25 protein-coding genes are annotated in these 21,747 nt (G+C 73.2%); 21 read left to right on the top strand and 4 right to left on the bottom strand.

What is annotated here, in order from left to right; translation table 11 throughout:
- Positions 1-9 precede the first annotated feature (9 nt).
- From ACZ51I_RS01285 to ACZ51I_RS01275, 3 genes are all read right to left on the bottom strand, one after another.
- A complete protein-coding gene (locus tag ACZ51I_RS01285) occupies positions 10-747 on the bottom strand; it encodes an LON peptidase substrate-binding domain-containing protein (RefSeq protein ID WP_468870721.1) in 738 nt (245 codons plus the stop codon).
- A gap of 11 nt (positions 748-758) precedes the next feature.
- On the bottom strand, positions 759-1,835 hold the full coding sequence (locus tag ACZ51I_RS01280; protein ID WP_468870720.1) for a hypothetical protein: 1,077 nt from the start codon (positions 1,833-1,835) through the stop codon (positions 759-761).
- A 294-nt stretch (positions 1,836-2,129) separates the two neighbouring features.
- The gene (locus tag ACZ51I_RS01275; protein WP_468870719.1) at positions 2,130-3,743 is read right to left on the bottom strand and encodes an oxidoreductase; all 1,614 of its coding nucleotides are present in this window, start codon (positions 3,741-3,743) and stop codon (positions 2,130-2,132) included.
- Between the two features lie 194 nt (positions 3,744-3,937).
- Here ACZ51I_RS01275 and hisD point away from each other — a divergent pair, with 194 nt between their 5' ends.
- The 10 genes from hisD to ACZ51I_RS01225 all read left to right on the top strand — a co-directional run bounded on the left by hisD (position 3,938) and on the right by ACZ51I_RS01225 (position 11,601).
- Positions 3,938-5,278 carry a histidinol dehydrogenase gene (gene hisD, locus ACZ51I_RS01270; RefSeq protein WP_468870718.1) on the top strand — a complete coding sequence of 447 codons (1,341 nt, stop codon included), beginning with the start codon at positions 3,938-3,940 and terminating at the stop codon, positions 5,276-5,278.
- Entirely contained in the window at positions 5,275-6,381 is a 1,107-nt protein-coding gene (locus ACZ51I_RS01265) for a histidinol-phosphate transaminase (protein ID WP_468870717.1), read from the top strand. Before hisD ends, ACZ51I_RS01265 begins: the two co-directional genes overlap by 4 nt.
- A complete protein-coding gene (hisB, locus tag ACZ51I_RS01260) occupies positions 6,378-6,971 on the top strand; it encodes an imidazoleglycerol-phosphate dehydratase HisB (protein ID WP_030492957.1) in 594 nt (197 codons plus the stop codon). Before ACZ51I_RS01265 ends, hisB begins: the two co-directional genes overlap by 4 nt.
- A gap of 2 nt (positions 6,972-6,973) precedes the next feature.
- Complete coding sequence (locus ACZ51I_RS01255) at positions 6,974-7,138, top strand: hypothetical protein (protein WP_184930073.1); 165 nt, start codon at positions 6,974-6,976, stop codon at positions 7,136-7,138.
- Positions 7,135-7,782 (top strand): imidazole glycerol phosphate synthase subunit HisH, encoded by a 648-nt coding sequence (gene hisH, locus ACZ51I_RS01250; protein WP_468870716.1) that lies wholly within the window; start codon positions 7,135-7,137, stop codon positions 7,780-7,782. Before ACZ51I_RS01255 ends, hisH begins: the two co-directional genes overlap by 4 nt.
- Positions 7,779-8,504 (top strand): bifunctional 1-(5-phosphoribosyl)-5-((5-phosphoribosylamino)methylideneamino)imidazole-4-carboxamide isomerase/phosphoribosylanthranilate isomerase PriA, encoded by a 726-nt coding sequence (priA, locus tag ACZ51I_RS01245; protein ID WP_468870715.1) that lies wholly within the window; start codon positions 7,779-7,781, stop codon positions 8,502-8,504. Before hisH ends, priA begins: the two co-directional genes overlap by 4 nt.
- The gene (locus ACZ51I_RS01240) at positions 8,501-8,911 is read left to right on the top strand and encodes a RidA family protein (RefSeq protein WP_468870714.1); all 411 of its coding nucleotides are present in this window, start codon (positions 8,501-8,503) and stop codon (positions 8,909-8,911) included. The genes priA and ACZ51I_RS01240 overlap by 4 nt, the downstream gene beginning before the upstream one ends.
- Entirely contained in the window at positions 8,908-9,663 is a 756-nt protein-coding gene (hisF, locus tag ACZ51I_RS01235; protein WP_468870713.1) for an imidazole glycerol phosphate synthase subunit HisF, read from the top strand. The genes ACZ51I_RS01240 and hisF overlap by 4 nt, the downstream gene beginning before the upstream one ends.
- 118 nt (positions 9,664-9,781) lie before the next feature.
- Positions 9,782-10,369 (top strand): ArsR/SmtB family transcription factor, encoded by a 588-nt coding sequence (locus ACZ51I_RS01230; RefSeq protein ID WP_468870712.1) that lies wholly within the window; start codon positions 9,782-9,784, stop codon positions 10,367-10,369.
- Complete coding sequence (locus ACZ51I_RS01225) at positions 10,366-11,601, top strand: MFS transporter (RefSeq protein WP_468870711.1); 1,236 nt, start codon at positions 10,366-10,368, stop codon at positions 11,599-11,601. Before ACZ51I_RS01230 ends, ACZ51I_RS01225 begins: the two co-directional genes overlap by 4 nt.
- 3 nt (positions 11,602-11,604) lie before the next feature.
- Here the strand turns inward: ACZ51I_RS01225 and ACZ51I_RS01220 are convergent, their stop codons facing one another.
- Positions 11,605-12,240, bottom strand: a complete 636-nt coding sequence (locus tag ACZ51I_RS01220) for a TIGR03085 family metal-binding protein (RefSeq protein ID WP_468870710.1) — start codon at positions 12,238-12,240, stop codon at positions 11,605-11,607.
- A gap of 84 nt (positions 12,241-12,324) precedes the next feature.
- Here ACZ51I_RS01220 and hisI point away from each other — a divergent pair, with 84 nt between their 5' ends.
- From hisI to lgt, 11 genes are all read left to right on the top strand, one after another.
- The gene (gene hisI / locus ACZ51I_RS01215) at positions 12,325-12,693 is read left to right on the top strand and encodes a phosphoribosyl-AMP cyclohydrolase (protein WP_468870709.1); all 369 of its coding nucleotides are present in this window, start codon (positions 12,325-12,327) and stop codon (positions 12,691-12,693) included.
- Between the two features lie 11 nt (positions 12,694-12,704).
- The gene (locus ACZ51I_RS01210) at positions 12,705-14,195 is read left to right on the top strand and encodes an anthranilate synthase component I (RefSeq protein ID WP_468870708.1); all 1,491 of its coding nucleotides are present in this window, start codon (positions 12,705-12,707) and stop codon (positions 14,193-14,195) included.
- A gap of 14 nt (positions 14,196-14,209) precedes the next feature.
- Positions 14,210-14,860 carry a TIGR02234 family membrane protein gene (locus ACZ51I_RS01205; RefSeq protein ID WP_468870707.1) on the top strand — a complete coding sequence of 217 codons (651 nt, stop codon included), beginning with the start codon at positions 14,210-14,212 and terminating at the stop codon, positions 14,858-14,860.
- Between the two features lie 137 nt (positions 14,861-14,997).
- Positions 14,998-15,252: an HGxxPAAW family protein gene (locus tag ACZ51I_RS01200; protein WP_468870706.1), complete on the top strand. Its 255-nt coding sequence runs from the start codon at positions 14,998-15,000 to the stop codon at positions 15,250-15,252.
- Positions 15,253-15,614: 362 nt separating this feature from the next.
- Positions 15,615-16,037 (top strand): DUF2752 domain-containing protein, encoded by a 423-nt coding sequence (locus ACZ51I_RS01195; protein ID WP_468871665.1) that lies wholly within the window; start codon positions 15,615-15,617, stop codon positions 16,035-16,037.
- Positions 16,038-16,204: 167 nt separating this feature from the next.
- On the top strand, positions 16,205-17,014 hold the full coding sequence (gene trpC / locus ACZ51I_RS01190) for an indole-3-glycerol phosphate synthase TrpC (protein WP_468870704.1): 810 nt from the start codon (positions 16,205-16,207) through the stop codon (positions 17,012-17,014).
- 7 nt (positions 17,015-17,021) lie between these two features.
- Entirely contained in the window at positions 17,022-17,294 is a 273-nt protein-coding gene (gene trpM / locus ACZ51I_RS01185; protein ID WP_468870703.1) for a tryptophan biosynthesis modulator TrpM, read from the top strand.
- Positions 17,295-17,619: 325 nt separating this feature from the next.
- Positions 17,620-18,903: a tryptophan synthase subunit beta gene (gene trpB, locus ACZ51I_RS01180; RefSeq protein WP_468870702.1), complete on the top strand. Its 1,284-nt coding sequence runs from the start codon at positions 17,620-17,622 to the stop codon at positions 18,901-18,903.
- Positions 18,900-19,730, top strand: a complete 831-nt coding sequence (gene trpA, locus ACZ51I_RS01175; RefSeq protein WP_468870701.1) for a tryptophan synthase subunit alpha — start codon at positions 18,900-18,902, stop codon at positions 19,728-19,730. Before trpB ends, trpA begins: the two co-directional genes overlap by 4 nt.
- Before the next feature lie 64 nt (positions 19,731-19,794).
- A complete protein-coding gene (locus ACZ51I_RS01170) occupies positions 19,795-20,619 on the top strand; it encodes a DsbA family protein (RefSeq protein ID WP_468870700.1) in 825 nt (274 codons plus the stop codon).
- Positions 20,620-20,760: 141 nt separating this feature from the next.
- Positions 20,761-21,738, top strand: a complete 978-nt coding sequence (gene lgt / locus ACZ51I_RS01165) for a prolipoprotein diacylglyceryl transferase (RefSeq protein ID WP_468870698.1) — start codon at positions 20,761-20,763, stop codon at positions 21,736-21,738.
- Positions 21,739-21,747: the final 9 nt, after the last annotated feature.

The raw sequence follows: 21,747 nt of genomic DNA, 5'->3' as shown, positions 1-21,747 counted from the left end.
GGGGCCGGCTCAGTTCGGATACGTGGGGGTCTGCGTCAGGTCCACCACCGGCAGCGACGGCAGATGCCGCAGCACGGCGGTCTCCGCGCGCAGCAGCGTCAGCTCCTCGCGCAGCCGGGTCGCCGTGTCCGGTGCCTGGAGCAGCCGCTGCTTCGACGGGGTGTCGAGCACCGCCGCCGCCGCGACCAGGTACGACACCACGGAGGGCTCGTCCGGCAGCTCACTCGTCGTCAGCGAACGCTCCCGGGCCCCCGCGAGGCGCTTCTGGTAGTTCCGGAAGGCCCGCAGCACCCCCTCGGCGAGCGAGCCCGCCTCCTCGCCCTGCTCCTCGGGGATCTCCTCCACCTCGGCCGTCAGGAACGGCCCGCTCGCGTCGACCGACAGCAGCTTCACCCGGGTCGTCCCGGTGGCCATCACCTCGAAGCTGCCGTCGGCGCGCTCCCGGATCGACGCCGCGTCGGCGACGCAGCCGACCCGGTGGAAGGCCTGGATGGGATCGGAGCCGAAGCCCGCCGCCGGGCCCTTCTCCGGCAGCGCCGTCTGGTCCGGCATGCCGGGAGCCGTCGGCGCGACCTCGCGGCCGTCGCGGATGGCGACGACGGCGAAGCGGCGCGGCTCCGAGTCGTCGATCGTGAGCAGCGCACGCATCATGGCGCGATAACGCTCCTCGAACACGTTCAGCGGCAGCACGAGGCCGGGGAACAGCACCGCGTTGAGCGGGAAGAGAGGCAGGCGAGCGGTGGTCACAGCGGTCAAGCCTAATGGCCGCCGGGCCCGCCCCGTCCGGCCCGTCCACGACCGGTGCCCCGCAGCGGGTCCCGGCGGGCCAGTTCACCCCGCACCCGGTCGCGCGCGGCCAGGAAACCGAGAAGGGGGTCCCCCTTGCTCGAACGCTGCCGAGAGCTCGGGGGAGGCTCCTCCGGTACACCCCGCGCCGCCCCCCAGGGGAACGAGGTCGCGTACGGGCCGATCCGCCCGAACTCCTCCCACGCCTCCTCCCAGCGCCCCCGCTCGACCAGCACGTACGCGAGCAGGTTGCGGATCTCGGCCGGCCACGGGTCGCCCACCGGGAAGGCCGCCGACAGGGCCAGGGCGCGGACCACCGCCCGGTCGACCCGGGCGGCGGGCACGGACCCGTCGGGCCCCGGCGGCACCCGCAGCCCGTCGTACGCCGCGCGGACCGGCAGCGCCCCGACGAGCGAGTCCGGGGCGGCGTCGTCGGCGGCCTGCTCGGCGAAGTCGAAGGCGGCGCGGTGTGAGCCGTACCACTGCGCGGAGAGGTACTTCAGCGCGGCGACATGGCAGCCGTAGTGGTGCGGGGAGCGGCGCACGGCCTGCTCCCACAGCGACTCGAAGACCCCGTGCCCGGCGTGCGCCCCCCGCGCGTGGTCCAGGGCCAGCCGCCACGGCACCGGGTCGTGCGGGGCCTCCCCGGCGAGCTCCTGGATCAGCGGGGCGAGCTCGCGCAGCCGCTCGGCCCGCGCCGGGGACTCCCAGGCCCTGCGGACGGCGAGCTGCGCCGCGACGAGCAGGGCGTCGGGATCGCGGGGCGTGACGGAGAGCCAGTCGGTGAGCCAGCCGCCCCTGCTGTACGCGAAGGTGGCGAGCCGGGTGACGTACCGGTCGCGGTCCTCCCAGTCGCCGGTGTCCCGGGTGGTGGCGAGCAGCTTCGCCGCGGGCTCCGGATCACCGAGGGCGGCGGCGACCAGGGCGGGGGCGAGCCGCTCGTCCGGGGCGTCGAGCAGCACGTCGTCGTCCGGCACGAGACCCGCGGCGAGCCGCGGTGCGTGCCGGGTCGAGCGGAGGGTGCCGACCAGGGCGCGGAGCAAGGACATGGTGCTGTGCATTGTCTCCCGGTCAGGCCCGTCACCGCAGCCGCGTCACCGGGTCACGACAGCACCCTCACCCTGCGGTGACACCTCCCTCACCCCTTCCCGACGGCAGGAGGCCCCCCGACTCGCCCGCGTCCTCCCCGGCGGCCGGGCCCCCGGCGTCACCCGTCTTCCCCGGCGGTAGAGGGCCCCGGCCCCCCGCGTCTTCCCCGGCGGCGGCCCCCCGGCGTCACCCGTCTTCCCCGGCGGTAGAGGGCCCCGGCCCCCCGCGTCTTCCCCGGCGGCGGCCCCCCGCCGTCACCCCCGTCTCAGCAGCCGCGTCGCACCCGCCGCCACCGTCGTCGCGAGGATCCAGCCGACGAGGATCAGGGCCGCCGCCACCCACTGCCAGATGCCCTCCAGCCGCCAGTAGCCGTCCTGCCCGAGGTTGATCACGGGCAGCAGCAGGTCGAGGGCGTACAGCGGGCCGTTCCACTGGGGCGACTCCTCCGCCTTCAGCGGTATCGGGCGGTAGTGGGAGAAGGCCACCGTGCCCGCCGCCCACAGCACCGCCATCCACAGCGCCGCCCGGCCCGGCCGGTAGCCGTACGCCACGGTCCAGTCCTGGAGGTAGCCCCAGAGCTTCCCCGCGATCGGCAGCGTCTCCCGTCTGCGCCGCTGCTTGGCGAGCAGCACCTCGCGGGCGTCCGCGTCCTCGCCGCTGCTCCGCAGGACCGCCGCGAGCCGCTCGTACGGCTCGGGGGCGTACTCCGGGGTCGCCGCCGCCACCCACTCCAGTCGCCGCGCCAGCGGGAAATGCCCGTACGGCACGAGGTTCTCGTAGGCGAAGCCGCCCATCGCGAGGCCGCCGGGCCCCGGCCAGCTGGTCGACAGGTCGATCAGGGTGACGACCTTGGCGCCGTTGAGCACCACCCGCCCCTCCTCCGGGCGCTCGCCGTTGAACCGCAGCTCCGGGGTCACTATGCGGCGCAGCGACACCTCCTCCCGGCGCGCGCCGTCCAGCAGGAAGCGGGCGTGGTGCAGGTCCACCGCGTCACCGAACCGGCCGTCGTCGAGCCGCACCCCGCCGTGGAACTCCACCGGTTTGCGCCGGGCCTCCTGGGCGGGGGTCACGCCGTACGGCGGGGTGGTCGTCGAGTTGCCCGCGGTGCCGTACGGTCCCGTCTCCTCGTACACCCAGGCCGCGTTCAGATAGAGCGAGCGCTCCACCGTCAGCTGCGGGGCGTTCAGCGCGAGGCGGCCCAGCGCCCCGCGCAGCACACTGCCCCGCAGGCTCAGCGAGACCCCGACGTTCGCCCCGCGCAGGCTCAGCTCCCCGTAGGCCTCGATCAGCTCGGCCTGGAGGTCCTGGGCGACCACCATCCCGTCCGCCGTGATCGCCCGCCCCCGCCGGTCCGGCCACACCTGGATCTGGTTGATCAGCAGGTCCGTGCCGATCTGCGCGTCCGTCAGCCGGATGCCCCGCCGCACCCGGCAGCGCGGCAGATGCAGGTCCCCCTCCGTGTGCAGCCGGGCCGCCTCCAGGCGCGGCAGCGCGCACTCGACCATCCGCAGCGTGCCGAACCGTGCCTCGGGCAGCACCACCTCGCCGTCGAACCGGCAGCCGTGCAGCTCCACGTACGGCCCTATCGTCCCGCCCGCCAGGTTCAGCACGCCGGTGATCCTGACCCCGCGCAGCTTCAGCGCGGCCACCCGCCCGGACCGGGCCGGCGGCCCGGCGAGCAGCAGCAGCGCCACCACGTCGGCGCGAACGCTCCGCTCCTCCCCCCACTCCCACGCCCCGAAAGGGTCGTCCCGCTCCGCGATCCCCTCCGTGAGATCGCAGGTCCTGCCGATCCGGAACGCCTGCCACACGGCCCGCTCCGGGTCCGTGAGACCGTCCGGCATCCCGTCCTCGTGCGGCTCGGTCACTGCCGCCCCCTCGCTCTCCCCGATGCGCTCCCACCACTCCGCTGTCCGGGAGTCGTGGATTCGTACAGTCGTTCTTCCCGCACTGTGACGGGCTGAACGCTAACGGTCAGGAGTGGCGAGGAGACGCCACCGTGGCGTGTATCAGCCAGTGATACGGGCGACCGGCGCTGTGGGCCGTCTGCGAGAATTGACCCGTGATCTCTCGAATCGATCTGCGCGGCGAGGCCCTCCCCGAGGGCTCCGCACTGCGCGACCTGCTGCCCCGTGCCGAGTTCGACGTGGAAGCCGCCCTGGAGAAGGTGCGGCCGATCTGCGAGGACGTCCGGCATCATGGCGCGGCCGCGGTGATCGACTACGGGGAGAAATTCGACGGCGTCCGCGTCCCGGGCCTGCGCGTACCCGCCGAGGCGATCGCCCGCGCCCTCGACGAGCTCGACCCGGCCGTCCGCGCCGCCCTGGAGGAGTCCATCCGGCGCGCCCGGCTCGTCCACCGCGAGCAGCGCCGCACCACGCACACCACCCAGGTCGTCCCCGGCGGCACGGTCACGGAGAAGTGGATCCCGGTCGAGCGCGTCGGCCTGTACGTGCCGGGCGGCCGCTCCGTCTACCCGTCCTCCGTCGTGATGAACGTCGTCCCGGCCCAGGAGGCCGGCGTCGAGGGCCTGGCCGTCGCCTCGCCCCCGCAGAAGGAGTTCGGCGGCCTGCCGCACCCGACGATCCTCGCCGCCTGCGCCCTGCTCGGCGTCGACGAGGTGTACGCCGTGGGCGGCGCCCAGGCCATCGCCATGTTCGCGTACGGAACCACCGATTCCGCCGGTGAGCCCGGCTGCGCCCCCGTCAACCTGGTGACCGGCCCCGGCAACATCTACGTGGCCGCCGCCAAGCGCCTCCTCAAGGGCCGCATCGGCATCGACGCCGAGGCCGGCCCCACGGAGATCGCGATCCTCGCGGACTCCACCGCCGACCCCGTGCACGTCGCCGCCGACCTCATCAGCCAGGCCGAGCACGACCCTATGGCCGCCTCCGTCCTCGTCACCGACTCCGAGGAGCTGGCCGAGGCCACCGAGGCCGAGCTCAAGACGCAGGTCGCCGCCTCCAAGCACGTCGACGACCGGATCGTCCCGGCCCTGGCCGGCCGCCAGTCCGCGATCGTCCTCGTCCGCGACCTCGCCGACGGCCTCAAGGTCGTCGACGCCTACGGCGCGGAGCACCTGGAGATCCAGACCGCCGACGCCGCCGCCGTCGCCGACCGGGTCCGCAACGCGGGCGCGATCTTCGTCGGCCCCTGGGCACCGGTCTCGCTCGGCGACTACTGCGCCGGCTCCAACCACGTCCTGCCCACCGGCGGCTGCGCCTGCCACTCCTCCGGCCTCTCCGTGCAGTCCTTCCTGCGCGGCGTGCACATCGTGGACTACACGCGCGACGCGCTCGCCGACGTCGCCCACCACGTCGTCACCCTCGCCGAGTCCGAGGACCTGCCCGCCCACGGCGCGGCGATCAAGGCGCGGTTCGGATGGAAGGTCCCGCAGCAGTGACCGGTATCGACGACCTGCCCGTCCGCGACGAGCTGCGCGGCAAGTCCCCCTACGGCGCCCCCCAGCTCGACGTCCCCGTCCAGCTGAACACCAACGAGAACCCCTACCCGCTGCCCGAGCCCCTGGTGGCCCGGATCGCGGAGCGGGTCGCCGAGGCCGCCCGCGGCCTCAACCGCTACCCCGACCGCGACGCGGTCGAACTCCGCACCGAGCTCGCCGCCTACCTCACCCGGACCGCCGGGCACCGCGTCGGCGTCGAGAACGTGTGGGCGGCCAACGGCTCCAACGAGGTACTCCAGCAGCTCCTCCAGACCTTCGGCGGCCCCGGCCGTACCGCGATCGGCTTCGAGCCCTCGTACTCGATGCACGCCCTGATCGCCCGCGGCACCGGCACCGGCTGGATCTCCGGCCCGCGCAACGAGGACTTCACCATCGACGTGGAGGCGGCCGTCCGGGCCATCGCCGAGCACGCGCCGGACGTCGTCTTCATCACCTCGCCCAACAACCCCACAGGCACCGCGGTCGAGGCCGGCACCGTCCTCGCCCTGTACGAGGCGGCCCAGGCGGCCAAGCCCTCGATGGTGGTCGTGGACGAGGCGTACGTGGAGTTCAGCCACCGGGAGTCGCTGCTGCCCCTCGTCGAGGGCCGCCCCAACCTGGTGATCTCCCGGACGATGTCCAAGGCCTTCGGAGCCGCCGGGCTCCGCCTCGGCTACCTCGCCGCCCACCCGGCCGTGGTCGACGCCGTGCAGCTGGTCCGCCTGCCGTACCACCTCTCGGCCGTCACCCAGGCCACCGCCCTCGCCGCCCTGGAGCACACCGACACCCTCCTCGGGTACGTCGAGCAGCTCAAGGCCGAGCGCGACCGGCTCGTCACCGAGCTGCGCGCCATCGGCTACGACGTCACCGACTCCGACGCCAACTTCGTGCAGTTCGGGACGTTCCCCGACGCGCACGCGGCCTGGCGGAAGATCCTCGACCGGGGCGTCCTGGTCCGGGACAACGGCGTACCGGGATGGCTGCGGGTCACCGCCGGAACCCCCGAAGAGAACGACGCGTTCCTCGACGCGGTCCGTGAATTGATGAAGGAGCAGGAGCGATGAGCCGCGTAGGCCGCGTTGAGCGCACCACCAAGGAGACCTCCGTCGTCGTCGAGATCGACCTCGACGGCACCGGAAAGGTCGACGTGTCGACCGGGGTCGGCTTCTACGACCACATGCTCGACCAGCTCGGCCGCCACGGGCTCTTCGACCTGACGGTCAAGACCGACGGCGACCTGCACATCGACTCGCACCACACCATCGAGGACACCGCCCTCGCCCTCGGCGCCGCCTTCAAGCAGGCCCTCGGCGACAAGGTCGGCATCTACCGCTTCGGCAACTGCACCGTCCCGCTGGACGAGTCGCTCGCCCAGGTCACCGTCGACCTCTCCGGCCGCCCGTACCTCGTGCACACCGAGCCCGAGAACATGGCGCCGATGATCGGCTCCTACGACACGACGATGACCCGGCACATCCTGGAGTCCTTCGTCGCCCAGGCCCAGATCGCGCTGCACGTCCACGTGCCGTACGGCCGCAACGCCCACCACATCGTGGAGTGCCAGTTCAAGGCCCTCGCCCGCGCGCTGCGCTACGCCTCCGAGCGCGACCCGCGCGCCGCCGGCATCCTCCCCTCCACGAAGGGCGCGCTCTAGTCGTGAACGGCCTCTCCACCATCCTGATCCTCGTCGGGCTCTTCCTGCTCGGCGGTATCTACTCCTTCGTCAAGCAGCAGATGCCCAAGGGCCTCATCGTGCTCCTCTCCATCGGCGCCGCGATGTGTCTCTCCGCCGGTGTGCTGCGTCTGGACGTGTGGTCATGAGCACGGCTACTCCGAAGAAGGTCGTCGTCTTCGACTACGGCTTCGGGAACGTGCGCTCCGCCGAGCGCGCCCTCGCCCGGGTCGGCGCCGACGTCGAGATCACCCGCGACTACGACACCGCCATGAACGCCGACGGGCTCCTCGTCCCCGGCGTCGGCGCCTTCTCCGCCTGCATGCAGGGGCTCAAGGAGGCCCGCGGCGACTGGATCATCGGCCGACGGCTCTCCGGCGGCCGCCCGGTCATGGGCATCTGCGTCGGCATGCAGATCCTCTTCGCCCAGGGCATCGAGCACGGCGTGGAGACCGAGGGCCTCGACGAGTGGCCCGGGACGGTCGAGCCGCTGAAGGCCCCCGTCGTCCCCCACATGGGCTGGAACACGGTCGACGCGCCCGCCGACACCCAGCTGTTCGCGGGACTCGACGCCGACGCCCGGTACTACTTCGTGCACTCCTACGCGGTCCGCGAGTGGACCCTGGAGGTCGGCAACCCCAACATCCGCGCCCCCAAGGTCACCTGGGCCACCCACGGCGAGCCCTTCGTCGCCGCCGTCGAGAACGGCGCCCTGTGGGCCACCCAGTTCCACCCCGAGAAGTCCGGCGACGCCGGAGCCCAGCTCCTCACCAACTGGATCGGAACCCTGTGAGCACTCTCGAACTCCTCCCCGCCGTCGACGTCCGCGACGGCCAGGCCGTCCGGCTCGTCCACGGCGAGTCCGGCAGCGAGACCTCCTACGGCTCCCCGCTCGAGGCCGCCCTCGCCTGGCAGCGCTCCGGCGCCGAGTGGCTGCACCTCGTCGACCTCGACGCCGCCTTCGGCACCGGCGACAACCGCGAGCTGGTCCGCCAGGTCACCGAGGCCATGGACATCAAGGTGGAGCTCTCCGGCGGCATCCGCGACGACGCCACGCTCGCCGCCGCCCTCGCCACCGGCTGCACCCGCGTCAACCTCGGCACCGCCGCCCTGGAGACCCCCGAGTGGGTCGCCAAGGTCATCGCCGAGTACGGCGACAGGATCGCCGTCGGCCTCGACGTGCGCGGCACGACCCTGCGCGGCCGCGGCTGGACCCGCGACGGCGGCGACCTGTACGAGACGCTGGCCCGCCTCGACTCCGAGGGCTGCGCCCGGTACGTGGTCACCGACATCGCCAAGGACGGCACCCTCCAGGGCCCCAACCTGGAGCTCCTGAAGAACGTCTGCGCGGCCACCGACAAGCCCGTCGTCGCCTCCGGCGGCGTGTCCTCCCTGGACGACCTGCGGGCCCTGTCCGGCCTGGTCCCGCTGGGCGTCGAGGGCGCGATCGTGGGCAAGGCGCTGTACGCCGAGGCCTTCACCCTCGAAGAGGCGCTCGCGGCGGTGGCGTCGTGACCTCCGAGACCCGCGGGGAGGTCCGCAAGGTCGTCACCGGCGCTCCCTGGGAGGAGCAGTTCGGCTACTCCCGCGCGGTCGAGCTCCCGAACGGCACGGTCCTCGTCTCCGGCTGCACGTCGGTGGTCGGCGGCCAGATCGCCGGAGGCGGCCCGTACGAGCAGGCGATCAACTCCTTCAACGTGGCCTTCGAGGCGCTGAAGCAGCTGGGCCTGGGCGCCGAGCACGTCGTCCGCACCCGGATGTACCTCACGCACGCCCGGGACGTGGACGAGGTCGGCCGCGCCCACAAGGAGCTGTTCGACGAGATCCGCCCGGCCGCGTCGATGATCATCGTCTCCGGCTTCGTCGACCCGAGCCTGGTCGTCGAGGTCGAGGTCGAGGCGTACCGAGGGAGCGTGGAATGAGTCTCGCCGTACGGGTGATCCCCTGCCTGGACGTCGACAACGGCCGGGTCGTCAAGGGCGTCAACTTCCAGAACCTGAGGGACGCCGGCGACCCCGTCGAGATGGCCAAGCTGTACGACGCCGAGGGCGCCGACGAGCTGACCTTCCTCGACATCACCGCCTCCTCAGGCAACCGGGAGACCACCTACGACGTGGTGCGCCGCACCGCCGAGCAGGTCTTCATCCCGCTCACGGTCGGCGGCGGCGTCCGCTCGGCCGAGGACGTCGACAAGCTGCTGCGGGCCGGCGCCGACAAGGTGGGCGTCAACACCGCGGCCATCGCGCGCCCCGAGCTGATCCAGGAGATCGCGGAGCGCTTCGGCCGCCAGGTGCTCGTCCTGTCCGTGGACGCGCGCCGCACCGCGACCGGCTCCTTCGAGGTGACGACGCACGGCGGCCGCAAGGGCACCGGCATCGACGCGGTCGAGTGGGCGCACCGGGCCGCCGAACTGGGCGCGGGGGAGATCCTGCTCAACTCGATGGACGCCGACGGCACGAAGGACGGCTACGACACCGAGATGATCGCGGCCGTGCGCAAGCACGTGACGGTTCCGGTGATCGCCTCCGGCGGCGCCGGCAAGCTCGCCGACTTCCCGCCGGCCGTGGCGGCCGGCGCGGACGCGGTGCTCGCGGCCTCCGTCTTCCACTTCGGCGACCTGCGGATCTCGCAGGTCAAGGACGCACTGCGGGACGCGGGCCACCCGGTCCGCTGAGCGGACGTTCCGCTTCCGGGAAGGGCCCCCTCGGGGGCCCTTCCTCTTTCCCGAATGCGCAGGATTATTTGTGCAAATTATATTGCGCAAGCTTTCTTTCGTATCTACGGTCGTGGACATGACCTCGCAGGAGAACCGTCGCATCGACGACCTCGGCACCCTCAAGGCCATCGCGCACCCCCTGCGCATGCGCCTCTACCGGGCCCTCTTCGTCGCCCGTACCGCCACCGCCTCCCAGCTCGCCGAGCAGGTCGACGAGGCCGTCTCGCTCGTCAGCTACCACCTGCGCAAACTCGCCGACCACGGCCTCATCGAGGAGGCCGAGACGCAGTCCACCGACGGGCGCGAGCGCTGGTGGCAGCCCAGCTCGTACGGCCTGAGCATCCGCGACGAGGACGTCCGCGGGAACCCGGAGACGGCCGCCGCCAGCGACGCCGTCGGCCGGACCATCAACGAACAGCGCACCGAACTCCACCGCCGCTTCCTGGACGAGCGCCTCACCTGGTCCGACGAGTGGCGCTCGGCCGCCATCAGCTCCGAATGGCTGCCCCGCCTCACCGCCGCCGAACTCGCCGCCCTCGGCGACGAGCTCGACGCGCTCGTCATGAAGTACGACCAGCGGGCCCGCGCCGCCGAGGCCGCCGGCGACACCGAGGGCCGCGAGAACGTCGCCGTCCACCTCCACGGCTTCCCCTACCGCCCGTGACCGCCGTCCTCGCCCCCGCCGCCGCCCGCCCCGCCCACCGCGACCCCCAGGTCCTGCGCTGGCTCGGCGCCCACACCGCCTCCACGCTCGGCGCCGGCGTCTACCACCTCACCCTCTCCTGGACCGCCGTCAGCAGCGGCAGCCCCGCCCGGGCCGGAATCGTCCTGGCCGTCTCCGCCGTGCCCCGCGCGCTCCTCCTGCTCGCCGGCGGAGTCGTCGCGGACCGCCTCGGCCCCCGCCGCGTCGTCATCGCCTCCGACACCGTCCGCGCCCTGGTCGTCCTCGGCCTGGCCGCGACCCTCCTCCTCGCCACGCCCGGCCTCTGGGCGCTCACCGCCGTCGCCCTCGTCTTCGGCGTCGTGGACGCCCTCTTCCTGCCCGCCGTCGGCGCCCTGCCGCCCCGGATCGCCGCACACGACCAACTCGCCAGGGTCCAGGGCATGCGCGGTCTCTCCTACCGCCTCGGCGCCGTCCTCGGCGGCCCGCTCGGCGGCCTCGCCGTCGCCCTCGGCGGCCCCGCCACGGCCTTCGGCGTCGCCGGACTGCTCTTCGCCCTCTCGGTACCCCTGCTGTGCGCGCTCCGCCTCAAGCCGCTGCCCGCCGCGGCCGAGGCCCGCGGCGGCACCGCCCTGCGCGACCTCGCCGACGGACTGCGTTACCTGCGCGGACACCGCGTCCTGGGCCCCCTGATGATCGTCGTCCTCCTCAGCGACCTCGGCTTCGCAGGGCCCTTCAACGTCGGCCTCGCCGTCCTCGCCGACCAGCGCGGCTGGGGCGCCTCCGGCATCGGCTGGATCCTCGCCGGCTTCGGTACCGGCGCGGGCGCCGCCTCCCTGCTCCTGACCGTCAGGGGAGGCGTCCCGCGCGCGGGAGCCGTCAGCGGCTGGACCATGACGCTGGGCGCCGTCTCCATCGCCGCCCTCGCCGTCGCCCCGCACCTGCCCCTCGCGGTCGCCGTCGCCCTCTCCGTCGGCCTGCTCGCCGGACTCTCCGGGGCGCTCTGCAACGCCCTCCTGCAGACCGAGTGCGACCCCGCCTACCTCGGCCGCGTCACCGCCGTCGCCGGCCTCTGCTCGCTCGGCCTCGCCCCGCTCAGCTTCCCGCTCACGGGCGCGGCGATCCAGCTGTGGGGCCTCGTGCCCGTGTACGCCGTGAGCGCGGCGGTCTGCGCCCTCGCCGGCCTCTACAGCCTCGCCGTCACCGCCGTCCGCCGCGCCGAACTGCCCCGCTGACGCTCAGATCCCCAGCTGCTTCGTCTCCCGCAGCCGCTCGATCGCCTCCGGCTCGCCCTCCAGCGCCACCTTCGCCGCGTCCTGGCGGCCGTACAGGTACATCATCAGCTCACCCGGCTCCCCGGAGGCCGTCACCACCGGGGTGCCGCGGTGGGCGACCGCCGTCTGCCCGTTCGGACGGCGCAGCACCAGGCCCACCGGGGCCTTGCGGCCGACCAGCCGGGCCGTCCGCTCCAGCCTGGACCACAGGACGTCGGCGAAGACCGGGTCCAGCTCGCGCGCCGACCAGTCGGGCTGCGCCCGCCGGACGTCCTCCGCGTGCACGTAGAACTCGACGACGTTCGCCCCCTCGTCCACCTGCTTGATGGTGAACGGCGAGAACCGCGGCGGACCCGTACGGATGAGCCCGATCAGCTCGTCGTACGGCTTGTCGGCGAACTCCGCCTGCACCCGGTCGAGGCGATCCTTCAGCAGCGGTACGAGGGAGCCCGCCGCCGCGTCCGGGCGCCGCTCCCGCACCACCACATGGGCGGCGAGGTCTCTCGTCCGCCAGCCGTCGCAGAGCGTCGGCGCGTCGGGACCCGCCGCCTCCAACAGATCGGCGAGCAGAAGCCGTTCACGTTTCGCATGGGTCGACATGCCTGCCAGCGTACGACCGGGCCGTCCGGTCCGCCCAGTGGACGCCCCGCCGGACACCGCCCCGGATCGCGGCACAATGGCGCCATGAGCAGCACGCCCCGGACCCCCAGCGACCTCGACCCGGCCATCGCCGCCCGCCTCAAGCGCAGCGCCGACGGGCTCGTCCCCGCCATCGCCCAGCAGTACGACACCGGCGAGGTGCTGATGCTCGGCTGGATGGACGACGAGGCCCTCCACCGCACCCTCACCACCGGCCGCTGCACCTACTGGTCCCGCAGCCGCGGCGAGTACTGGGTCAAGGGCGACACCTCCGGACACGTCCAGCACGTCAAGTCCGTCGCCCTCGACTGCGACGCCGACACCCTCCTCGTCAAGGTCGACCAGGTCGGAGCCGCCTGTCACACCGGCGCCCGCACCTGCTTCGACGCCGACGTGCTCCCCGTCTCCCAGTAAGGTCCGGTGCCATGGATCTCGAGACCTTCCGCAAGCTGGCGGCCGACCGCCGCGTCATCCCCGTCAGCCGCAGGCTCCTCGCGGACGGCGACACCCCGGTCGGGCTCTACCGCAAGCTCGCCGCCGAACGCCCCGGCACCTTCCTCCTCGAATCCGCGGAGAACGGCCGCAGCTGGTCCCGCTACTCCTTCATCGGAGTCCGCAGCGACGCGACCCTGACGGTCGAGGACGGCCAGGCCCACTGGCTGGGCACCCCGCCCGTCGGCGTCCCCGCCGACGGCGACCCGCTCGCCGCCCTGCGCGCCACCGTCGAGACCCTCCACACCCCGCGCGACCTCGCGTCCGGGATGCCCCCCTTCACCGGCGGCATGGTCGGCTACCTCGGCTACGACATCGTCCGCCGCCTGGAGAAGATCGGCGAGCACGGCCGCGACGACCTGGAGCTCCCCGAGCTCACCATGCTCCTCACCAGCGACCTCGCGGTCCTCGACCACTGGGACGGCTCGGTCCTGCTGATCGCCAACGCGATCAACCACAACGACCTGGAGACCGGCATCGACGAGGCGTACGCAAACGCCGTCGCGCGCCTCGACGCCATGGAGGCCGACCTGGCCCGCCCGGTCGCCACCGCCCCCACCGCCCTCCCGGACTCCGCCCTGCCCGAGTTCTCCGCGCTCTGGGGCGGCCCGGCCTACCAGGACGCCGTCGAGGACATCAAGGAGCGCATCCGGGCCGGCGAGGCCTTCCAGGTCGTGCCCTCGCAGCGCTTCGAGACCCCCTGCGCCGCCTCCGCGCTCGACGTGTACCGGGTCCTGCGGGCCACCAACCCGTCCCCGTACATGTACCTCTTCCGCTTCGAGAACGGCTTCGACGTCGTCGGCTCCTCGCCCGAGGCCCTCGTCAAGGTCGAGGACGGGCGGGCGATGCTCCACCCCATCGCCGGCACCCGGCACCGCGGCGCCACCCCGCAGGAGGACCACGACCTCGCCGAGGAACTGCTCGCAGACCCCAAGGAGCGCGCCGAGCACCTCATGCTCGTCGACCTCGGCCGCAACGACCTCGGCCGGGTGTGCACACCCGGTTCCGTGGAGGTCGTCGACTTCATGTCGATCGAGCGCTACTCGCACGTCATGCACATCGTCTCCACCGTCACCGGCGAGGTCGCCGAGGGCCGCACCGCCTTCGACGTCCTCACCGCCTGCTTCCCCGCCGGGACGCTCTCCGGCGCGCCCAAGCCCCGCGCCATGCAGATCATCGAAGAGCTCGAGCCCTCCCGGCGCGGTCTCTACGGCGGATGTGTCGGTTATCTCGATTTCGCCGGGGACGCCGACACCGCCATCGCCATCCGCACCGCCCTGCTCCGGGACGGAACGGCGTACGTGCAGGCCGGAGCGGGTGTGGTCGCCGACTCCGACCCGGTCGCCGAGGACAACGAGTGCCGCAACAAGGCCGCGGCCGTCCTCCGCGCCGTCCACACCGCCAACCGGATGAACGGCTCCTGAGCACGTAGGGGATAGTGGGGTACGTGAGTGCCGTACCCGTACCCCAGCCCCGGGCCGCCCGCGCGGCCGTCCCCACCGGCGGCCGCCGCAGCCTGGCCGCGGCCCTCCTCCTCGGCGCCCTCGGCGCCACCCTCGTCCTGCTCTCCGCGGGCCAGATCTGGGCGGAGGGCACCGCGTCCGTCGGCGGCGGCAGCGTCCCCGTCGAGGCCGACGGCGGCACCGTCACCGGTGTCCCGACCGCCCTCGCGATCGTCGGTCTCGCCGCACTCTTCGCCGTCTTCGCCGTCCGCCGCACCGGGCGCGCCCTCGTCGCCGCGCTCCTCGCGCTCAGCGGCGCGGGCGCCGCGACAGCCGCGCTCCTCGGCGCCTCCGACAGCGCCGCGCTCGACGCCGAGGCCGCCCGCATCAGCGGCGACACCGCCGCCGCCGTCGCCGGCCTCACCCACACCGTCTGGCCGTACGTGACCGCCGCGGGCGCCGTCCTCATCCTGCTCGCCGGCCTCCTCGCCCTCCGCTTCGGCAAGAACTGGCCGGCGATGGGCGGCCGCTACGAGCGTTCCGGCGCCCCGCGGGCCGCCCGCAAGGCCCCCACAACCGACCCGGACCGGCCCGAGGACCTGTGGAAGGCCCTGGACCGCGGCGAGGACCCGACCCGGGGGACGTGAGCCGGGGAGCCGACCGCGACGCGTGATCGTCCCGGCACCCCCGATTCACCCTCGCGCGCCCGCGTGCGGGACAATGAGCGCCGAGTGTCCGCGCACGCGAGACCTCACCATCGAGCAACTGCAACGAGGAGCAACTCATGGCGGGCAGCGCCCACGGACACACCCCGGCCGCCTGGACCGGTGTCATCATCTCCTTCATCGGCTTCTGCATCGCCGGCGTCTTCATGGTGGCCGCCAACCTGACCGGTTTCTGGGCCGGCGTGGGCGTCATCGTCCTCGGCGGCATCGTCGGCGGCGCGATGAAGGTGGCAGGCCTCGGCATGCCGAAGGAGTCGGCGGAGGTCACCGCCGCGCGCGAGGCCGCGACCGAGACCGCCCGGGCCCGCGTCTGACGCGACACGACGCATCCGAGGGCGCAGTCCGGCCATGCCGTGCTGCGCCCTCGCGCGTCAGGGGCGAGAATCACCGCGTGGACGCGCAGCCGACGGCCGGAGCCGTGACCGACGATTCCCCCACCCAGCCGGGTGAACCCACCGCACCGAACCTCTCGACGACCGACCCGGGAGCCCGGGTACGGGACGAGACGGCGGCCTCGCCAGGGACACCGCCGGCCCGGGCCGACGCGCCGGACGGGCAGCTCGGCGGACCGGGCCGGGCGCCTGCCGTCCCGCCGACGCAGGGTCCTGTCGCTCCGTCGGGCCAGGGGCCTGTCGTCCCGCCCTGCCAGGGCGACGGCGGCTGGCCCGAGGGGCTCGTGGCGGCCGCGGCGCCTCCGGGGAGGTCGTCGGGGCGGCGGGTTCTCGCGCCGGTCGCGACCCTCGCCGGGGTCCTCGCCGCGTTCGCGTACGTCGGCACCGTCGACCCCAACGAACCCGGCCACTACCCCGTCTGCCCGCTCCTCCGCTTCACCGGTGTCTACTGCCCCGGCTGCGGCGGACTCCGCAGTGCCCACGCCTTCGCCCACGGCGACCTCCCGGCCGCCCTCGGCGCCAACGCCCTCGCCGTCGTCGGCTACGGAATCTTCGCCGTCGTCATGGCCGTCTGGCTGATTCGCGCCGTCCGCGGAGTGCCCATGCGCCTCGCGGTCTCCCCCGTCTGGTGGTGGGGGATCGGGGCCGTCCTCGCCCTCTTCACCCTGGTCCGGAACCTTCCCTTCGGCTCGGCCCTCGCCCCCTGAGAGCCGTTCCCAGGGCCCCTCGCGGTCCCGCGAGGGCCGCGCCGGGAGTCCCAGCAGATGGGACGCCACTCCGGCCGATGCGAATCCCGGGCCCTCCTGCGGATAGGATCGAAGTGGCTGAACCTGGTTCATCATCACCGTCACCGTCCCGGAAGGGGGCCCCTCGCGTGAGTGTGCTCGACGAGATCATCGAAGGCGTGCGCGCCGACCTCGCAGAGCGGCAGGCGCGGGTCACCCTCGACGAGCTCAAGGAGCGCGCCGCCAAGGCGCCGCAGGCCAAGGACGGCGTCGCCGCACTGCGCGGGGACGGCGTCAAGGTGATCTGCGAGGTCAAGCGCTCCAGCCCGTCCAAGGGCGCGCTCGCCGCGATCGCCGACCCGGCCGGACTGGCCGCGGACTACGAGGCGGGCGGCGCCGCCGTCATCTCCGTCCTCACCGAGCAGCGCCGCTTCGGCGGCTCGCTCGCCGACCTGGAGGCCGTCCGCGCCAAGGTCGACATCCCGGTCCTGCGCAAGGATTTCATCGTCACCGCGTACCAGCTCTGGGAGGCGCGGGCGTACGGAGCGGATCTCGCGCTCCTCATCGTCGCCGCCCTGGAGCAGGAGGCGCTGGTCTCCCTCATCGAGCGTGCCGAGTCCATCGGGCTGACCCCGCTGGTCGAGGTCCACGACGAGGACGAGGTCGAGCGCGCCGTCGACGCGGGCGCCCGCATCATCGGCGTCAACGCGCGCAACCTCAAGACCCTCAAGGTCGACCGCACCACCTTCGAGCGCGTCGCACCCGAGATCCCCGCGCACATCGTCAAGGTCGCCGAGTCCGGCGTCCGAGGCCCGCACGACCTGATCGCCTACGCCAACGCGGGCGCCGACGCGGTCCTCGTCGGCGAGTCCCTCGTCACCGGCCGCGACCCGAAGGCCGCCGTCGCCGACCTCGTCGCCGCCGGCGCCCACCCCGCCCTCCGTCACGGCCGGAGCTGACCGAGCCATGACCCCCCGCCACGACACGCCGACCCCCCGGGGCACCGCCCCGGGCCCGGTCGGCATGCCGTCGGCGGCCTCCGCCGGGCGGCGCCGCCGGCTGCGTACCGCCGCGTCCGTCCCCGCCCACGCCCCGCTGGCCCGCGGCTGCCGGCCGCGTGGCTGCCGCGCGCCCGCCCGCCGTGTCCACGGCCGCCGGGTGCGGTACGTCATCGGTTCCGAGCCGGGCCAGGTCAACGGCATGCGATGGCGCCGGCGCCTCGCGCGCACCTTCACGTAGAGCAACGCCGTCGGGTCCACGCCCGCCGTTGTGGGCATGCGTTCCGCCAAGACGGAACGGCTGGGCACAACGAACGGCGCCCCCTGCCGGGCCTGGGCCCCCCGCGTCTGAACCCGCACCCATCGGTGCCGGGCCCCGTGGGTGCCGGGCACAGCGGGCGGAGGCGCCGCCGACCGCGCCGTCCCGCGTGCCCACCGGTTCCGCCCCGCGGAACGATCGCCCACACGGGCGGGGGCGACGTTGCCGTACGTGAGCCGGTTGCGCGCATACCGTGACCATCGACCCCACGTATCCCGGGGCACCCCGCCCCGCGAGGAGCATCCGCATGTCCAGCGAGTTCTTCATTCCGGACCTGGAAGGCCAGGTCCCCAGCCCCGAGGGCTACTTCGGCGCCTACGGCGGCAAGTTCATCCCGGAGGCCCTCGTCGCCGCCGTCGACGAGGTCGCCGTCGAGTACGACAAGGCCAAGTCCGACCCCGAGTTCGCCCGTGAGCTCAACGACCTGATGGTCGACTACACCGGCAGGCCGAGCGCCCTCACCGAGGTCCCGCGGTTCGCCGAGCACGCCGGAGGCGCCCGGATCTTCCTCAAGCGCGAGGACCTCAACCACACCGGCTCGCACAAGATCAACAACGTGCTCGGGCAGGCCCTCCTGACCAAGCGCATGGGCAAGACGCGGGTCATCGCCGAGACCGGCGCCGGTCAGCACGGCGTGGCCACGGCCACCGCCTGCGCCCTCTTCGGCCTCGACTGCACCATCTACATGGGCGAGATCGACACCCGGCGCCAGGCCCTCAACGTGGCCCGGATGCGGATGCTCGGCGCCGAGGTCGTCGCCGTGAAGTCCGGCAGCCGCACCCTCAAGGACGCCATCAACGAGGCCTTCCGCGACTGGGTCGCCAACGTGGACCGGACGCACTACCTGTTCGGCACCGTCGCGGGCCCCCACCCCTTCCCCGCCATGGTCCGCGACTTCCACCGGGTCATCGGCGTCGAGGCCCGCCGCCAGATCCTGGAGCGCGCCGGCCGGCTGCCCGACGCGGCCATCGCCTGCGTCGGCGGCGGCTCCAACGCCATCGGGCTCTTCCACGCCTTCATCCCGGACGCGGACGTGCGCCTCATCGGCTGCGAGCCGGCCGGCCACGGCGTCGAGACCGGCGAGCACGCGGCCACCCTCACCGCCGGCGAGCCCGGCATCCTCCACGGCTCCCGGAGCTACGTCCTCCAGGACGAGGAGGGCCAGATCACCGAGCCGTACTCGATCTCCGCCGGCCTGGACTACCCCGGCATCGGCCCCGAGCACGCCTACCTCAAGGACAGCGGCCGCGGCGAGTACCGGGCGGTCACCGACGACGCCGCCATGCAGGCGCTGCGGCTGCTCTCCCGTACCGAGGGCATCATCCCGGCCATCGAGTCGGCGCACGCCCTCGCCGGGGCCCTGGAGGTCGGCAAGGAGCTCGGCAAGGACGCCCTTCTCGTCGTGAACCTCTCCGGTCGCGGCGACAAGGACATGGATACCGCCGCTCGCTATTTCGGGCTGTACGACACCGACGCCGAGGTGGCCGCGAACCAGGCCGGCACCGCCGAGATCCAGGGGGACGCCAAGTGACCGGGAACATCCAGCTGCTCAGCGACACCCTCGCCGGCGCCAAGGCCGATGACCGGGCCGCGCTCATCGCGTACCTGCCGGCCGGCTTCCCGAGCGTCGACGGCGGCATCGCCGCCATCAAGGCCGTCTTCGACGGCGGCGCCGACGTGGTCGAGGTCGGGCTCCCGCACAGCGACCCGGTCCTCGACGGACCGGTCATCCAGACCGCCGACGACATCGCGCTGCGCGGCGGCGTGAAGATCGCCGACGTCATGCGGACCGTGCGCGAGGCCCACGAGGCCACCGGCAAGCCCGTCCTCGTCATGACGTACTGGAACCCGATCGACCGGTACGGCGTCGAGCGCTTCACCGAGGAGCTCGCCGAGGCCGGCGGCGCGGGCTGCATCCTGCCGGACCTGCCGGTCCAGGAGTCCGCCCTCTGGCGCGAGCACGCCGACAAGCACGGTCTCGCGACCGTCTTCGTCGTCGCGCCCAGCAGCAAGGACGAGCGCCTCGCCACCATCACGGCCGCCGGATCCGGCTTCGTCTACGCCGCCTCGCTCATGGGCGTCACCGGCACCCGCGAGTCGGTCGGTGAGCAGGCCGCCGACCTGGTCCGCCGCACCCGTGCCGCCGACCGTTCCCGCCAGGGACTCCCCGTCTGCGTCGGGCTGGGCGTCTCCAACGCCGCGCAGGCGAAGGAGGTCGCCGGCTTCGCCGACGGCGTCATCGTCGGCTCCGCCTTCGTGCAGCGGATCCTCGACGCCGACGGCGACGAGGCGGCCGGGCTCACCGCCGTAAGGGAACTGGCGGCCGAACTGGCCGAGGGCGTCCGCCGCGTTTCGTAACCCATCCGAGTGGATCTGGGACCGGGGAGGCGCGGATGTGCCTCCCCGGTTCGTTGCCTGGGGCGTGAGCGAGAAGAACAGCGGTGACGGTAACCGGAGCGCGCGGGAGCGCCTTCAGCAGCAGCGCGAGCGCGACAAGGCCCGCGAGAAGCAGCGGCGCGTCCTGATCGTGTCGGCGGCGGTGGTCGGTGTCCTCGGCCTGGCCGCGATCGTCGGCGTGATCGCCGCCGGCGGTGACAAGGACGGCGGATCCGACAAGGCGGGACCGGTGGTCGCGCCGAGCGCGGCGACCGACGAGGACGGCAAGCCCGCCATCCCCACGGGCATGGCGGACGCCCCGTCGACGCTCGCCGTCTGGGAGGACTTCCGCTGCCCCGCGTGCGCCCAGTTCGAGACCGTCATGCGGGACACCATCCACGAGCTCGAGGCCTCCGGCGCGCTCAAGACCGAGTACCACCTGGCCACCCTCATCGACCGGAACATGGGCGGCAGCGGCTCGCTGCGCGCGGCGAACGCGGCCGCGTGCGCCCAGGACGCGGGGAAGTTCACCGCGTACCACGACACGCTGTACACCAACCAGCCGCCGGAGACGGACGACGCCTTCGGCAAGAACGACAAGCTGATCGAGCTGTCGGCGAAGGTGCCGGGGCTCGACACGCCCGCCTTCCGCAGCTGTGTGAACGACGGCACGCACGACGGCTGGGTGAAGAAGGCGGACGAGGCCTTCCGGAACGGCAGCTTCCGTGGGACCCCGTCCGTCCTCCTCAACGGAGAATCGATCTTCCCGACCAAGGGGAACGAGCAGATCTCCCCGGCGAACCTGAAGAAGTGGGTCGCCGAGGCCAACAAGGGCAAGAAGGCGGGCACCGCCTCCCCGTCGGCGGGCTAGGCGTGCTTCGAAAGTCCCGTCCGCGCCCTCCGGGCGGACGACGCTGCTTTCGAAACACGCCCTCGCCGGCGGATTGGTTACCCAGAAGTTGCCGGGCGGGCTGCCGTCCTGCCCGCCCGGCAGGGTAGCGTCGGTCCTGTCATGGACCTTGCCTACATTCCCAGCCCGTCGACCGGCGTGATCCACCTCGGACCGATCCCGCTGCGCGGCTATGCCTTCTGCATCATCATCGGTGTCTTCGTCGCCGTCTGGCTCGGCAACAAGCGCTGGATCGCCCGGGGCGGCACCGCCGGCACCGTGGCCGACATCGCCGTCTGGGCGGTGCCCTTCGGCCTCGTGGGCGGACGCCTCTACCACGTGATCACCGACTACCAGCTGTACTTCAGCGAGGGTGAGAACTGGGTCGACGCCTTCAAGATCTGGGAAGGCGGCCTCGGTATCTGGGGCGCCATCGCGCTCGGCGCGGTGGGCGCCTGGATCGGCTGCCGCCGCCGGGGCATCCCGCTGCCGGCGTACGCCGACGCCATCGCCCCCGGCATCGCCTTCGCCCAGGCCATCGGCCGCTGGGGCAACTGGTTCAACCAGGAGCTCTACGGCAAGCCGACCGACCTGCCCTGGGCCCTGAAGATCAGCGAGGGCGTGAACCGCGAGGCCGGGCTCTACCACCCGACCTTCCTGTACGAGTCGCTCTGGTGCGTCGCCGTCGGTTTCCTCGTCATCTGGGCCGACCGCCGCTTCAAGCTCGGCCACGGCCGCGCCTTCGCCCTCTACGTCGCCGCCTACTGCGCGGGCCGCGTCTGGACCGAGTACCTGCGCGTCGACGAGGCGCACCACGTGCTCGGCCTGCGGCTGAACGTGTGGACGGCGATCGTCGTCTTCGTGCTCGCGGTGGTCTACATGGTCCTCTCGGCGCGGATGCGGCCGGGCCGCGAGGAGGTCGTGGAGCCGAAGAAGACCGTCGAGCTCAAGAAGGCCGACGACGTGGACGGTGCCGCGGAGGGCGAGGCGGCGGACGCGGAGCCGAAGGACGCCGCCCCGGAGGCGGACGCCGCCGGGTCCGAGGAGCCGGAGGAGCCGACGACGTCGGAGAAGGGGGCCGGCTCGGCCGCCAAGAGCTGACCAGGCCGT

Source organism: Streptomyces sp. NPDC034084, assembly GCF_055575535.1.
The sequence above is the reverse complement of the archived record's forward strand: the minus strand, read 5'-3'. Positions and strand labels throughout refer to the sequence as shown.

Coding starts and splice junctions, on each gene's coding strand:
- hisB (WP_030492957.1), top strand. CDS start 6,378: ATGAGCCGCGTAGGCCGCGTTGAGCGCACCACCAAGGAGACCTCCGTC.
- ACZ51I_RS01200 (WP_468870706.1), top strand. CDS start 14,998: ATGGCGGGCAGCGCCCACGGACACACCCCGGCCGCCTGGACCGGTGTC.
- lgt (WP_468870698.1), top strand. CDS start 20,761: ATGGACCTTGCCTACATTCCCAGCCCGTCGACCGGCGTGATCCACCTC.
- hisF (WP_468870713.1), top strand. CDS start 8,908: ATGAGTCTCGCCGTACGGGTGATCCCCTGCCTGGACGTCGACAACGGC.
- hisH (WP_468870716.1), top strand. CDS start 7,135: ATGAGCACGGCTACTCCGAAGAAGGTCGTCGTCTTCGACTACGGCTTC.
- trpM (WP_468870703.1), top strand. CDS start 17,022: ATGACCCCCCGCCACGACACGCCGACCCCCCGGGGCACCGCCCCGGGC.
- ACZ51I_RS01230 (WP_468870712.1), top strand. CDS start 9,782: ATGACCTCGCAGGAGAACCGTCGCATCGACGACCTCGGCACCCTCAAG.
- ACZ51I_RS01210 (WP_468870708.1), top strand. CDS start 12,705: ATGGATCTCGAGACCTTCCGCAAGCTGGCGGCCGACCGCCGCGTCATC.
- ACZ51I_RS01220 (WP_468870710.1), bottom strand. CDS start 12,240: ATGTCGACCCATGCGAAACGTGAACGGCTTCTGCTCGCCGATCTGTTG.
- hisI (WP_468870709.1), top strand. CDS start 12,325: ATGAGCAGCACGCCCCGGACCCCCAGCGACCTCGACCCGGCCATCGCC.
- trpB (WP_468870702.1), top strand. CDS start 17,620: ATGTCCAGCGAGTTCTTCATTCCGGACCTGGAAGGCCAGGTCCCCAGC.
- ACZ51I_RS01280 (WP_468870720.1), bottom strand. CDS start 1,835: ATGTCCTTGCTCCGCGCCCTGGTCGGCACCCTCCGCTCGACCCGGCAC.